Raw genomic sequence first — 13,225 nt, 5'->3', positions numbered from 1 at the left:
GATAGATATGGGAAAATATGATTTTACAAGCCTGCCCAATCGTTTTGGACACCATACCTATAAATGGAAAGAAGCGGAAGTTGATCGCGAAGTTCTACCAGCCTGGATAGCAGATATGGACTTTGTGGTTTTGCCTGAGGTTCGACAAGCTGTACAAGCCTACGCAGATCAGTTGGTCTATGGCTATACTTATGGAAGTGATGCTTTGATTCAGTCGGTTCAGGACTGGGAAGCCAGTCAACACGGGTATCACTTTGACAAGGATGCCCTCGTCTTTATCGAGGGAGTGGTACCAGCTATTTCAACAGCTATTCAAGCCTTTACAAAAGAAGGAGAGGCGGTTCTGATTAACACACCGGTCTATCCACCTTTTGCCCGCAGTGTCAAACTGAACAATCGCAGATTGATTACCAATTCTTTGGTGGAAAAGGATGGGCTGTTTGAGATTGACTTTGACCAGCTGGAGAAGGAATTGGTGGAAGAGGATGTGAAGCTTTATATCCTTTGCAATCCTCACAATCCTGGTGGACGTGTTTGGGAAAAGGAAGTGTTAGAAAAGATTGGGCATCTCTGCCAAAAACACGGTGTTTTGTTGGTTTCAGATGAGATTCATCAAGATTTGGCCCTCTTTGGTCACAAACACCAGTCTTTCAACACCATTGATCCTGCTTTTAAAGACTTTGCCCTTATTTTGAGTAGTGCCACTAAAACATTTAATATTGCTGGGACCAAAAATTCCTATGCAGTTATTGAAAATCAAAAGCTTCGTGTGGCTTTCCAAAAACGGCAGTTGGCCAATAACCAACATGAAATCTCAGGCTTGGGGTATTTGGCAACAGAAGCTGCCTACCGTTATGGTAAGGACTGGTTAGAAGAGTTAAAAGAAGTCATCGAGGACCACATTAACTATGTAGTGGATGTTTTGGGCAACGAAACCAATATTAAGGTCATGAAACCGCAAGGTACCTACTTGATCTGGCTTGATTTTTCAGCCTATGACCTAACGGATGACCGCTTGCAAGAGCTTTTGAAGAATGAAGCCAAGGTTATCTTGAACCGAGGTTTGGACTTTGGGGAGGAGGGAGCTCTTCATGCCCGCCTCAATGTGGCTATGCCGAAGTCAGTACTGGAAGAGGTTTGCCAACGCATCGTGACTACTTTTGCTACACTTTAAAAATCCAGCCTTCTAGGAGAAAAGTCTTCCTAGAAGGCTATTTTCATAGGGGAAAATGTGGTATAATGAAAAGATAAGATAAAGGGGTAACTATGGCTAAATTGATTCCAGGAAAGTTGCGCATGGAGGGTGTTACTCTCTATGAAACGGGCAACATTGAGATTATCAAGGAAAAAGGGAATCGCCTCTATACTCGTGTGGCGGGAGAAGACTTGCGCTACAGTTTAGAGGATGATCTTGTTTTTTGTGCTTGTGATTTTTTCCAAAAAAGAGGTTACTGTGTTCACCTAGCGGCTCTCGAGCATTATCTGAAGAACGACGAAGAAGGCCAGGTAATTTTACAAGCCTTAGAAAAAGGACATGAAGAGCAAGAAGAGGTCGAAACCAAGGTTAGTTTTGGCGGTAGTTTTTTGGAGCGTATCCAACCTCAGAAAAGAGAAAAAATCTACACTTTGTCGGCTCAAGGTCAGGTAGAGGCTGGAACCAATCGCCTCCTTTGGACTCTCCGAATCGGTTTAGTTGATAGTCAAAAATATTATGTCATTCGTGACATCCCACTCTTTTTGAAGGTCTTAGTCCATCGAAAGCCATATATGATTGGGAAACACTATGAAAATGACTTGTCTTGGGAGGCTTTTGATACAGCTAGTCAAGAAGTTCTTACTTTTTTATGTGGCTTGATTGAGGAGGGACTGAGTCAAGACCTCTTTTTCCCCAATCAAGGTCGTCACCTCTTTTTCCCTCTGACCTTTTTTGAGCAGGGAGTGGAGTTGCTGATGAATTTGGAGGATTTTCATTTTGAACACCAGATCGATAGTTATGAAAATCTTCTCTTTCATGATTTAGATCCCGATGCGAAACTGTTCTCTTTTTCCGTGCAGGAGTATCCCGATTATTTTGAGATGGAGATTTCTGAAAGTGAGCGAGTTAACGTATTCTATGGAGGGGCAGTTCTCTTTCGTAAGGGGAATCTTTATCTCTTAAACCCTAAACAAATCAGCCTCCTAAAGGAAATCAAAGAGCTCCCTCAGGAGGAAAGAGGGAGAAAATGCCTCCAGTTTGACAACAGTGATCGTGACCGTCTGGCCGCCTGTCTGCCTTTGTTTGGACAGCTGGGCACAGTTTCTGCTCCTGAGCGCTTGCAAATCAGACCCTTTTCACCAATCTTTTACTTTGATAGGGAGGATGACGGCCGTATCCGCTTGGATATCCAGTTTGACTATGGAGATGTTAAGGTGACTAGTCGTCAACAGCTGGAACAATTACCTTTTTCAAGCGATGCTGTCTTGGAAAACCAGCTATTTCAAGTCTGTCTAGGAGCTGGTTTTGAGGCCGATTTTCAGTCTTGGAGACAGGCTTTGAAGTCGGAAGTGGTTTATTCTTTCTTTCACCATACGATTCCAGCTTTTGAGAAGTTGGGTCAGGTTTTCTTGTCTGATGAGATGAATCAGCTCTACAGCGTCCAAGCCCCTCAGGTTCAGATTGAGTCCAAGGGAGGACTGTTGGAAATCCAATTTGATTTCCAAGGGATTGCCCAAGAAGAGATTGATCAAGCTCTCAAAGCCCTGACCAGCAATCAGGATTTCTATATCAGTTCTTCTGACCAAGTGTACTTTTTTGATGAGGAAACCAAGCAGATTCGTCAAAATTTACAGGAATTGGGGGTTGAGCTAAAAGATGGTTCTTTTCAGGCTCGGAAATCCTTAGCTTACAGTCTGTCTCAGCTTTTTGAAGGTCGAGATAGGATCTCCTTCACAGAGGAATTTCAGCATTTGGCTCATGATTTGACCCATCCAGAGGACTTTCCTTTGGGAGATATACAGGTGCAGGCGAGTTTGAGAGACTATCAGGAAAAGGGTGTCCGTTGGCTTCAGATGCTTCACCGCTATGGCTTTGGTGGTATCCTAGCTGATGATATGGGACTGGGAAAAACACTGCAAACTATCGCTTTTTTGACGAGTCAGGTGACAGAAGATAGTCGTGTCTTGATTATAGCGCCGTCAGGTTTGATCTATAACTGGGCAGATGAATTCAGGAAATTTGCACCACAGTTGGATTTGGCTGTCGTTCATGGTTTGAAAGCGAATCGAGAAGCAATTCTTTCTGAAAATCACCAAATCTATGTAACTAGCTATGCTACCTTTCGTCAAGACAGCGAGCTTTATCAAGAGATGGCTTTTGATTTTCTCTTCTTAGATGAAGCCCAGGTCATGAAAAATGCCCAGACTAAGATTGCTCAGAGTTTGCGCCAGTTTGTGGTGCCGGCAGTCTTTGCTTTGTCAGGTACGCCCATCGAAAATCATTTAGGAGAGTTGTGGTCTATCTTTCAAATTGTGCTTCCGGGGCTCTTGCCAAGTAAAAAGGAGTTTATAAAATTACCGGCTGACCGAGTCGCGCAGTTTATCAAACCCTTCGTCATGAGGCGTAAGAAAGAAGAAGTTCTTACAGAACTGCCTGACCTGATCGAAGTCGTCTATAAAAATGAACTGGAAGACCAGCAGAAGGCCATCTATCTGGCCCAGTTGCAACAGATGCGAGACCGTCTAGCCCAAGTGACAGACCAAGAATTCCAGAGAAGTCGGGTAGAAATCTTATCCGGTCTTATGCGTTTGCGCCAGATCTGCGATACGCCAGCTCTCTTTATGGACGATTATCAGGGATCCAGTGGTAAATTGGATAGTCTCCGAGATTTATTGCTACAAGTGGCTGATGGTGGGCATCGGGTCTTGATTTTCTCCCAGTTCAAAGGAATGTTGGAGAAAATCGAGCAAGAACTCCCAAATTTGGGCTTGACCTCCTTCAAAATTACGGGCTCAACTCCTGCTCAAGACAGACAAGAGATGACTAAAATATTTAATCAAGGGGAAAGAGATATCTTTCTCATCTCCCTTAAGGCAGGTGGTGTCGGTCTCAATCTGACAGGAGCTGACACCGTCATCCTAGTGGACCTCTGGTGGAATCCTGCTGTCGAGGCTCAAGCTATCGGACGAGCTCACCGAATGGGACAGGAGCGGAAGGTAGAGGTTTACCGTTTGATTACTAGAGGGACCATTGAAGAAAAGATTCAAGAACTCCAAGAACAGAAGAAACACCTGGTTTCCCAAGTTTTGGATGGAACGGAATCGCGTGCGAGTCTTAGTCTGGCAGAAATTCGAGAAATTTTAGGGATTTCTGAAGCCAGCACTTGAAAAATCAAGACAATACGCTATAATGAAGTGTTGAAAGGAAATACAAAATGAAACAAGATCGATTTCCACTGGTGTCAGATGATGAGATCATGCTGACTAAAATGCCAGTCATGGACTTGTACGATGAGTCAGACTTTATTAGCAATATCAAAGGTGATTACCGCGATAAGAACTATTTGGAATGGTCTCCTATCAATGAGGAACAGGCTGTAACTCCTTCGGTAGCTAGTAAGGAGTCAAAACCAGGCCCAGAACCTAAAAAAGTTGAAAAAACGTATGCTGAATTGGCTCGAGAAGAGGCGCGTGCGGATCTGAAGAAGAAACGTTCGGCCAAGTATTTGACTCAGGATGTTAGTCATACTAGACGACACAATGGTTCAACACTTGTTCGTCAAGGAAACCAACCAACAGCACCATTTCAAAAGGAAAATCCAGGTGAGTTTGCCAAGTTTAGCAGAAACTTGAGTCAGTCACACTATATCTTAGCTGAGGAGGTTGGCCAAGTGGCGAATCCAACTCCGAAATCTCAAACGGAAAAGGCTAAAAAGAACAACTATGATTTTCTAAAGAAGAGTCAAATCTATAATAAAAAGAATAAGCAAACAGAACAGGAACGTCAGGTTGCCCAAGAGTTGAATCTGACAAGAATTACTGAGTAAGGGAGAAAAGCATGTCAAAAACATATCATTTTATTGGAATCAAGGGATCAGGGATGAGTGCCCTAGCCTTGATGTTGCATCAAATGGGACACAAGGTTCAAGGTTCAGACGTTGAAAAATACTACTTTACTCAACGTGGACTAGAGCAGGCAGGAATTACGATTCTTCCTTTTGATGAAAAGAACCTGCAAGGGGATCTTGAAATTATTGCTGGAAATGCCTTTCGTCCAGATAACAATGTTGAAATCGCCTATGCCGACAAAAATGGTATCAGCTACAAACGTTACCATGAATTCCTAGGTAGCTTTATGCGTGACTTTGTCAGCATGGGGGTTGCAGGAGCGCATGGAAAGACATCAACGACTGGGATGCTGTCTCACGTTTTGTCTCACATCACAGACACTAGCTTCTTGATTGGGGATGGAACGGGTCGAGGTTCTGAAAATGCTAAGTATTTTGTTTTTGAATCTGACGAATATGAGCGTCATTTCATGCCTTACCACCCAGAATACTCTATTATCACCAATATTGACTTTGACCATCCAGACTACTTTACGAGTCTAGAGGATGTATTCAATGCCTTTAATGACTATGCTAAACAAATTACCAAAGGTTTATTCGTCTACGGTGAGGATGCTGAGTTGCGTAAGATTACAGCCAATGCGCCAATCTATTACTATGGCTTTGATGCTGAGGGAAATGACTTTGTAGCTAGCGACCTTCTACGTTCTACAACTGGTTCGACCTTCACAGTTCATTTCCGCGGACAAGAGTTGGGTCAATTCCACATTCCAACCTTTGGTCGTCACAATATCATGAATGCGACAGCCGTTATTGGTTTACTTTATACAGCAGGGTTTGACTTGAACTTGGTACGTGAACACTTGAAAACATTTGCTGGTGTCAAGCGTCGTTTCACTGAAAAGGTTGTCAATGGTACCATTATTATTGATGATTTCGCCCACCATCCAACGGAAATCATTGCGACCTTAGATGCGGCTCGTCAGAAATACCCAAGCAAGGAAATTGTTGCAATCTTCCAACCACACACTTTCACTAGAACCATTGCCCTATTAGACGACTTTGCTAAAGCTTTGAGCCAGGCAGATGCTGTTTATTTGGCGAAAATCTATGGATCAGCCCGTGAGGTGGACCATGGTGACGTCAAGGTAGAAGACCTAGCAGATAAAATTAAGAAGAAAAGCCAAGTCATCACAGTTGAAAATGTATCACCACTCCTTGAGCATGATAATGCAGTCTATGTCTTTATGGGAGCAGGAGATATCCAAACCTATGAGTACTCATTTGAACGTCTTTTGTCTAATTTGACAAGTAACGTCCAATAAGAAAAAAGAATGGAAATTCCAATCACCATAGGACGGGCTACTTTATCGGATTTAGAAGAAATTGTAGCAATTGAAGAATCTTGTTTATCCTCAGAAGAAATAGTGAGCTACGAATTTTTAGAAGAGAGTATCCGTAAGATTGCGGATACCTTTCTTGTAGCTAGAGATGAAAACCAGCTCGTGGGCTATGTTTTAGGAGAATCTCAGTCTCTTCATCCCACATGGATAGAAATAAGATCATTTGCTATTCATCCTGACCGTCGCGGGCAAGGTTTGGGGACCCTTCTTCTTGCTAGCTTGAAACAAGTGGCGGTGGAAGGAGGGTATGAGTATCTTCGCTTGACTTGTCCTGATGACTTGCTCTCTTATTTTGAGATGAATGGCTTTGTTGAGGAAGAAGTGCCAGAAGCTTCATGCGCAAGATTTTCGGGATGGAATCTGATTTGGGCCAATCCTTTTTATCAGGAGGAAGTATGAAAATCAGACAAGCAAGATTTTCGGATTTAGATCAAATTTTAGAGATAGAGCTGGAGAATTTCTCCCTTGAAGAAGCCATTCCTCGTGCGGTCTTTGAGGCGCACTTACGTGAAATTCAGACCAGTTTTCTCGTAGCCGAAAAGGAGGGACGTATCCTTGGGTATATCGAAGGTCCAGTCGTCCCACATCGTCATCTACAAGATCAGTCCTTTACAGAAGAGATAAAAGACTATAGCCATCGACCTGGAGGTTATATCTCTGTGACCTGTCTCTCCATAGCTAAGGAGGCACAAGCCTTAGGCGTGGGGAAAAGACTGTTAAGGGATCTGAAAGAAGTTGCTTTAGAACATGAACGAGAAGGTATCAATTTGACCTGTCATGACTATCTCATTCCTTATTATGAAAAAAATGGATTTGTGAATGAAGGAGTATCCCAGTCAAGCTTTGCGGGTGAAAGTTGGTATGATATGGTTTGGCAACCTTAAAAAATGAGAATCATAGCTATAGAAAGGGATGTTTTGTTGCTTTTCTGTAACTTTTAAGATATAATATTATGGATTGTCAACAAGGAGGTAATGCTTTTGACTGAAAAATCAAGAGAAGAAGAAAAATTAAGCTTTAAAGAGCAGATTCTACGTGATTTAGAGAGAGTAAAAGAACAAGATAGAAAAGAGAAAGAAGTAGACATTCCAAATCTGACAGCTTCATCATCTCAAGCTAGTTCAGTAACTCCTGCAAATCCTGAATCTGATACTTCAACAGAAGAGTTGATGGCTGATTCCCTATCTGTTGTCGATAAAATTCTAAAGAATGCGCCGAGTGTTCCTCCACTTTCGAGTGCTGAAGCTGATAAAACGGATGAAAAAGGAGAGAAAGAGATTAGACAACCTATCATTGACAAGATTGAAGTTGTAGAATCTGAAGAACCTCTAGTAGAACCGATTCATCCAGCTGAAGAACCTGTAGTGGAGTCCGTTCAACCTAAGGTGGAACCAGTTGAACTTGAACCTGAAGAAAAAGAATTTAACGATACTCCGACCAAGATAGATGTGACTTATAAGACAGAAGAGGCCAATACATCAATTCCTTCTTCTGAGAATAAAGCTGAAGCGCTAGCTTCAACTGGATCCTCAGACAGATTAACGGAAGAATCACGTCGTAACCGTCGCCGTAAAGGTAAAAAACCAACCAAGAAAAAGAAAAAATCAAAAGCCAAAGGTTTCCTAGTAACCTTTTTAGTTCTTTTGGTGCTTGTGGCTGCTGGTGGATACTTTGGGTACGGTTATGTTCAAGACTCTTTGAAACCTGTTGATGCGAGCTCTAAGGAGTATATGACAGTTCAAATTCCAGAAGGATCAAATGTGCAACAAATTGGGAGCACTTTGGAAAAATCTGGTTTGGTCAAACATGGACTTATCTTTAGTATTTATGCTAAGTATAAGGGTTCAGACTTGAAGTCAGGTTATTACAATTTGAAGAAGAGCATGAGTACGGATGACTTGATTCAAGAATTGCAAAAAGGTGGAACTCCTGAACCTCAAGAACCAGTGCTTGCAAACTTAACTATTCCGGAAGGTTATACCTTAGAGCAAATTGCTCAGACAGTAGGTCAACTCCAAGGTGATTTTAAAGAACCTCTTACAGCGGATGCTTTCATGGCAAAAGCTCAAGATGAAACCTTCCTCTCCCAACTAGTAGCCAAGTATCCAAACCTTCTTGGAAGTCTACCAACAAAAGACAGTGGCGTTCGTTATCGCCTTGAAGGTTACCTTTTCCCAGCAACCTACACTATCAAAGACAGCACCACAGTTGAAAGCTTGATTGATGATATGTTAGCAGCTATGGACAAGGCCATGTCACCGTATTACACTACGATCAAAGAAAAGAATCTGACAGTTAATGAATTGCTCAGTATTGCTTCTCTTGTCGAAAAAGAAGGTGCTAAGACCGAAGATCGTAAATTGATTGCGGGAGTCTTCTATAACCGCTTGAATCTTGGTATGCCACTTCAAAGCAACATTGCTATCTTGTATGCTGAAGGAAAACTTGGCCAAAAGATTAGCTTGGCTGATGATACTGCAATTGATACTACGATTGATTCACCTTATAATGTTTATACACATCTTGGCCTCATGCCCGGACCAGTTGATAGTCCAAGCCTCGATGCGATTGAAGCAAGTGTAAATCAGACAAAGAGTGAGTACTTATACTTTGTAGCCAATGTTGAAGACGGTAAAGTGTACTTTGCAACGACAAAAGAAGAGCATGATCAAAACGTTGCAGAGCATATCAATAGCAAGTTACCTCAAGCAAGTAGTTCAAACTAAAATTATGTGGTTTTCCACATAATTTTGTTTTAAAAAAGTAAATAGAAAAGAAAGTTAAAAAAATGGCAGAAAAAACTTACCCAATGACCCTTGAAGAAAAGAAAAAGTTAGAAAAAGAATTAGAAGAATTGAAACTCGTTCGTCGTCCTGAAGTCGTAGAGCGTATCAAAATTGCTCGTTCGTACGGGGATCTTTCAGAAAATAGTGAGTACGAAGCAGCTAAGGATGAACAAGCTTTTGTTGAAGGACAAATTTCAAGTCTAGAAACCAAAATTCGCTATGCTGAAATTGTTAATAGCGATGCAGTTGCCCAAGATGAGGTAGCTATCGGTAAGACCGTAACCATCCAAGAAATCGGTGAAGAGGAAGAGGAAGTCTACATCATCGTCGGTTCTGCAGGTGCGGATGCTTTCGCTGGGAAGGTATCAAATGAAAGTCCGATTGGACAAGCTTTGATCGGCAAAAAAACAGGCGATATTGTTACGATTGAGACACCTGTTGGTAGTTACGATGTCAAAATTTTAAAGGTTGAAAAAACAGCCTAAATAGAATGAAAATGGAGTAGTGGAGGTCTTGACTTGCTCAACTCCTTTTTGATTTTTTGAATAAATAGGAGACTATATGAGTTCAAATAAGAAAAAAAATAAAATGGAGCGTGGTTTAACCAATCGCCATGTTCAGGTGATGGCCATTGCGGGGACAATCGGAACAGGACTTTTCCTAGGTGCTGGTCGTTCTATCAGCCTTACTGGACCTTCTATCATCCTGATTTACATGATTACAGGAGCCTTTATGTTTTTGATGATGAGGGCTGTTGGGGAGATGCTATATCAGGATCCAGAACAACATACTTTTATCAACTTTATCACCCGTCATTTGGGGAAAGGCTGGGGGTATTTCTCGGTTTGGTCTTATTGGTTGTCTGTTGTCTTTATCGGTATGGCAGAAATCACTGCCATCTCAGACTATGTCCGCTTCTGGTTCCCTACCTGGCCTAGCTGGATGATTCAGCTTGTCTTTTTAACGATTTTGGCTTTGGTCAATCTGATTGCGGTTAAGCTCTTTGGAGAAGTCGAGTTTTGGTTTGCTATGGTCAAGATTGTGGCGATTTTAGCCATGATTGCCACTGGGGTCTTTATGGTTTTGACAGGCTTTAAGACACCGCATGGTGTTGCAAGCTTGGCAAATATCAGCGACCAGTTCTCTCTTTTTCCAAATGGAGTTATGAACTTTGTCATGGCCTTTCAAATGGTATTTTTCGCCTATCTGATGATTGAGTTTATCGGGGTGACAACTTCTGAAACAAAGAACCCTCGTCAGGTCTTGCCCAAAGCTGTTAAGGAAATTCCTCTCAGAATTATCTTCTTCTATGGGGGAGCTCTTATTGCGATTATGGCCATTATTCCTTGGTCTTATCTTAATTCTTCAGATTCTCCATTTGTAACGGTTTTTGAACTGGCAGGGATCAAGTGGGCAGCGGCTCTAATCAACTTTGTTGTCTTGACCTCAGCAGCGTCTGCTCTTAACTCAACTCTCTACTCAACAGGGAGACACTTATATCAGATTGCCCATGATTCGCCCAATCGTTTCTTAAAGGCCATCAAGGTCGATACCCTTTCTCGCCACAATGTTCCACAAAATGCCATCATTGCCTCAGCAATCTTGATTGCTCTCGCCGCCTTTATCAATGTGTTGCCAGGTGTTTCAGATGCCTTTGCTTTGATCACAGCATCCTCATCAGGTGTTTATATCGCTATTTATATCTTGATTATGGTGGCTCATCTAAAATACCGCAAGTCACAAGATTTCATGGCTGATGGCTACCTCATGCCTCAGTATCGCTTGCTTAATCCCCTAACCATTCTCTTTTTTGTCTTTGTTTTTGTGACTCTCTTTTTGCAAGAGTCGACTTTCATGGGGGCAGTTGGTTCTGCTATCTGGATCCTTGTTTTTGGGGTTTATAGTCAGTGGAAATTTAGAAAATAACTCATGAACTCATCAACTCTGCTTGGTGAGTTTTTCTAGTTTGACAGTCTATTGAAATAGGATTATAATCAAGCTGTAGCAGTTTATTAGGAGGTTTGAATGCACGTTAGATTGGAAAATAAGGAATCGCATAAAGCGCAAGAAATAGGGGATTTGATTCGTGCTTATAATCGCTCTAAAAGAGAAGAGGCTGAAAGCGAGCCGCTGAACCTTTATGTCGAAGACGAAATGGGCAATCTCATGGCAGGCTTAGTAGCTGAGACTTTTGGAAATTGGCTGGAAATCGAATATTTGTTTGTGAAAGAGGAATTGCGAGGACAGGGAATCGGTTCAAAACTATTGGAGCAAGCTGAAAATGAAGCTAAGAATCGAAACTGTCAGTTTGCTTTCGTGAATACTTACCAGTTTCAAGCACCAGATTTTTATAAAAGGCATGGCTACAAGGAAGTCTTTACCTTGCAAGACTATCCCTACACAGGGCAAAGATTTTATTACCAAAAGGATTTGTAAGCTGAATATGAAAGTATAAAGCAAAGAGGAAATCTTCACATCACTATGGAGGTGGGCTGATGGATATCATACTAGATATGGGCAACGTTTTATTAGAATGGAACAAGGATAAGATTTTACAAAGTGTTTCGAATACGAAGAAAGATTATCTCATTTTAGATAAGAGCATTTTTCAGTCGGGGCTTTGGGAAAGATTAGATCTTGGGACTATGACGAGAGAAGAGTTGGTGCTTAAACTTGTGTCGATGATTGGAAGGGGCTATCAAAAGAAGGTTGAAGAAGTTATCTGGAATTGGCCTAGCTACATTGATATTTATAGGGAAGTCTTTCCTGTCTTGTCAGAACTAAAGAAAAAGGGGCATCGCATCTTCGTCTTGTCCAATACCTCAAAGGTATTTTATGACTTGCTGGAAGAGCAACTGTCTCCCTTAAAAGAACTTTTAGATGGCTTTGTCCTATCCTGTGATATAAAAGCTATAAAGCCTGATTTGGCAATGTTTAAGGGGATTCTCGATAAATACCAGCTAGATCCTACAAATTGTGTCTTTCTAGACGATATTGAGGACAATACAATAGCAGCTGAGAAATTGGGCATCAAGTCCTATCAGGTCAAGAAAAGAAGTGATGTCGTCGATATTTTGAAATCCTATATTTGAACTCAACACTCTCTATTTTTTGTGGTAGAGAGTTTTTTTGTTAATAAAATCTTACAAAATGACATTTATATGTTGCATTAAGTTAGATATATGGTATAATATTTTTAAAAGAAGCGCAACTTTTTAAAAATGTGAAGGAGGACGCTAGTGGCTAAAAATTTAAAATTAAAACTAGCTCGTGTGGAGCTTGACTTGACACAAGGGGACTTGGCAGAGGCTGTGGGTGTTACTAGGCAGACCATAGGCTTGATTGAAGCTGGGAAATACAATCCTAGTCTCTCGCTCTGCCAGTCCATTTGCAGATGCTTAGGCAAAACTTTAGACCAACTATTTTGGGAGGAAGAAGATGAAAAATAGATTTTTTTATTATCAATTATTAGACGAAAGAGAAGAACAACTGATTAACAAAGCTGGGACAGAGTCTTTTCATGTGTTTATCGGGCTCATTCTTCTAAGTTATTTGGTGGCTGTATTAGCACCTGCTCTTTTTAATCCTGATATTCTTCTGGTTACCCTTCTTTTAGGAATTTTCTTCTTTTTCAATCGTGCACGACAACTTGGAGTGACCTACTATAGTCGTTTTCATTTTACGATTGTAGGGTGCTTGCTGGTGACTCTCGCTATTACGACTCTCTTGATGTTGCAGAATTATCAATTCAATATCGAAATTTATCAGCACAATCCTCTGAACGTTAAATACTTGTCTGCTTGGGTCATTACTTATCTGATTTACCTTCCTTGGGTTTTTATCGGCAATCTCGGCCTTAAAAGTTATGGCGAATGGGCTCAAAAAAAGTTTGAGCAAGATATAGATGAACTGGAGAATGGAGAATAGCTTGTTAGCTTTTTATCAATCTCGGTAAAATGTGTTATAATAGTACTGATTTATCGGATGGTGTGAA

Annotated in this window: 13 protein-coding genes; all 13 read left to right on the top strand. The window is 41.4% G+C overall.

The features are described from left to right. Positions 1-7 precede the first annotated feature (7 nt). The 13 genes from HMPREF1516_RS06765 (at position 8) to HMPREF1516_RS06705 (ending at position 13,158) form a co-directional block, all read left to right on the top strand. Positions 8-1,174 (top strand): MalY/PatB family protein, encoded by a 1,167-nt coding sequence (locus tag HMPREF1516_RS06765; RefSeq protein ID WP_000521345.1) that lies wholly within the window; start codon positions 8-10, stop codon positions 1,172-1,174. Between the two features lie 92 nt (positions 1,175-1,266). Next, the gene (locus tag HMPREF1516_RS06760) at positions 1,267-4,362 is read left to right on the top strand and encodes a DEAD/DEAH box helicase (protein WP_033606136.1); all 3,096 of its coding nucleotides are present in this window, start codon (positions 1,267-1,269) and stop codon (positions 4,360-4,362) included. A 47-nt stretch (positions 4,363-4,409) separates the two neighbouring features. Beyond that, positions 4,410-5,021 carry a hypothetical protein gene (locus tag HMPREF1516_RS06755; RefSeq protein WP_033606135.1) on the top strand — a complete coding sequence of 204 codons (612 nt, stop codon included), beginning with the start codon at positions 4,410-4,412 and terminating at the stop codon, positions 5,019-5,021. An 11-nt stretch (positions 5,022-5,032) separates the two neighbouring features. Then, positions 5,033-6,367: a UDP-N-acetylmuramate--L-alanine ligase gene (gene murC / locus HMPREF1516_RS06750; RefSeq protein WP_000048097.1), complete on the top strand. Its 1,335-nt coding sequence runs from the start codon at positions 5,033-5,035 to the stop codon at positions 6,365-6,367. Between the two features lie 9 nt (positions 6,368-6,376). Next, positions 6,377-6,844: a GNAT family N-acetyltransferase gene (locus HMPREF1516_RS06745; protein WP_033606134.1), complete on the top strand. Its 468-nt coding sequence runs from the start codon at positions 6,377-6,379 to the stop codon at positions 6,842-6,844. Beyond that, positions 6,841-7,329: a GNAT family N-acetyltransferase gene (locus tag HMPREF1516_RS06740; RefSeq protein ID WP_033606133.1), complete on the top strand. Its 489-nt coding sequence runs from the start codon at positions 6,841-6,843 to the stop codon at positions 7,327-7,329. Before HMPREF1516_RS06745 ends, HMPREF1516_RS06740 begins: the two co-directional genes overlap by 4 nt. 90 nt (positions 7,330-7,419) lie before the next feature. Beyond that, positions 7,420-9,171, top strand: coding sequence for an endolytic transglycosylase MltG (gene mltG, locus HMPREF1516_RS06735; protein ID WP_084647658.1), 1,752 nt, complete (start codon positions 7,420-7,422; stop codon positions 9,169-9,171). 62 nt (positions 9,172-9,233) lie between these two features. After that, complete coding sequence (greA, locus tag HMPREF1516_RS06730) at positions 9,234-9,716, top strand: transcription elongation factor GreA (RefSeq protein WP_000818770.1); 483 nt, start codon at positions 9,234-9,236, stop codon at positions 9,714-9,716. 76 nt (positions 9,717-9,792) lie between these two features. Then, a complete protein-coding gene (locus HMPREF1516_RS06725) occupies positions 9,793-11,157 on the top strand; it encodes an amino acid permease (RefSeq protein WP_033606132.1) in 1,365 nt (454 codons plus the stop codon). A gap of 99 nt (positions 11,158-11,256) precedes the next feature. Further along, positions 11,257-11,667, top strand: coding sequence for a GNAT family N-acetyltransferase (locus HMPREF1516_RS06720; RefSeq protein ID WP_084647657.1), 411 nt, complete (start codon positions 11,257-11,259; stop codon positions 11,665-11,667). 59 nt (positions 11,668-11,726) lie between these two features. Further along, on the top strand, positions 11,727-12,323 hold the full coding sequence (locus HMPREF1516_RS06715; RefSeq protein ID WP_033584516.1) for an HAD family hydrolase: 597 nt from the start codon (positions 11,727-11,729) through the stop codon (positions 12,321-12,323). Between the two features lie 147 nt (positions 12,324-12,470). Further along, a complete protein-coding gene (locus HMPREF1516_RS06710; RefSeq protein ID WP_001107495.1) occupies positions 12,471-12,680 on the top strand; it encodes a helix-turn-helix transcriptional regulator in 210 nt (69 codons plus the stop codon). Continuing rightward, entirely contained in the window at positions 12,670-13,158 is a 489-nt protein-coding gene (locus tag HMPREF1516_RS06705; protein ID WP_033606131.1) for a DUF6773 family protein, read from the top strand. Before HMPREF1516_RS06710 ends, HMPREF1516_RS06705 begins: the two co-directional genes overlap by 11 nt. The last annotated feature ends 67 nt before the right edge of the window (positions 13,159-13,225 follow it).

Source organism: Streptococcus sp. CM6, from assembly GCF_000526095.1.
Classification (GTDB): domain Bacteria; phylum Bacillota; class Bacilli; order Lactobacillales; family Streptococcaceae; genus Streptococcus; species Streptococcus oralis_BW.
The sequence above is the reverse complement of the archived record's forward strand: the minus strand, read 5'-3'. Positions and strand labels throughout refer to the sequence as shown.

What these genes read in the sequence shown, in the direction of transcription:
- HMPREF1516_RS06765 (WP_000521345.1), top strand. Translation starts at nt 8, where the DNA reads ATGGGAAAATATGATTTTACAAGCCTGCCCAATCGTTTTGGACACCAT.
- HMPREF1516_RS06760 (WP_033606136.1), top strand. Translation starts at nt 1,267, where the DNA reads ATGGCTAAATTGATTCCAGGAAAGTTGCGCATGGAGGGTGTTACTCTC.
- HMPREF1516_RS06755 (WP_033606135.1), top strand. Translation starts at nt 4,410, where the DNA reads ATGAAACAAGATCGATTTCCACTGGTGTCAGATGATGAGATCATGCTG.
- murC (WP_000048097.1), top strand. Translation starts at nt 5,033, where the DNA reads ATGTCAAAAACATATCATTTTATTGGAATCAAGGGATCAGGGATGAGT.
- HMPREF1516_RS06745 (WP_033606134.1), top strand. Translation starts at nt 6,377, where the DNA reads ATGGAAATTCCAATCACCATAGGACGGGCTACTTTATCGGATTTAGAA.
- HMPREF1516_RS06740 (WP_033606133.1), top strand. Translation starts at nt 6,841, where the DNA reads ATGAAAATCAGACAAGCAAGATTTTCGGATTTAGATCAAATTTTAGAG.
- mltG (WP_084647658.1), top strand. Translation starts at nt 7,420, where the DNA reads ATGCTTTTGACTGAAAAATCAAGAGAAGAAGAAAAATTAAGCTTTAAA.
- greA (WP_000818770.1), top strand. Translation starts at nt 9,234, where the DNA reads ATGGCAGAAAAAACTTACCCAATGACCCTTGAAGAAAAGAAAAAGTTA.
- HMPREF1516_RS06725 (WP_033606132.1), top strand. Translation starts at nt 9,793, where the DNA reads ATGAGTTCAAATAAGAAAAAAAATAAAATGGAGCGTGGTTTAACCAAT.
- HMPREF1516_RS06720 (WP_084647657.1), top strand. Translation starts at nt 11,257, where the DNA reads ATGCACGTTAGATTGGAAAATAAGGAATCGCATAAAGCGCAAGAAATA.
- HMPREF1516_RS06715 (WP_033584516.1), top strand. Translation starts at nt 11,727, where the DNA reads ATGGATATCATACTAGATATGGGCAACGTTTTATTAGAATGGAACAAG.
- HMPREF1516_RS06705 (WP_033606131.1), top strand. Translation starts at nt 12,670, where the DNA reads ATGAAAAATAGATTTTTTTATTATCAATTATTAGACGAAAGAGAAGAA.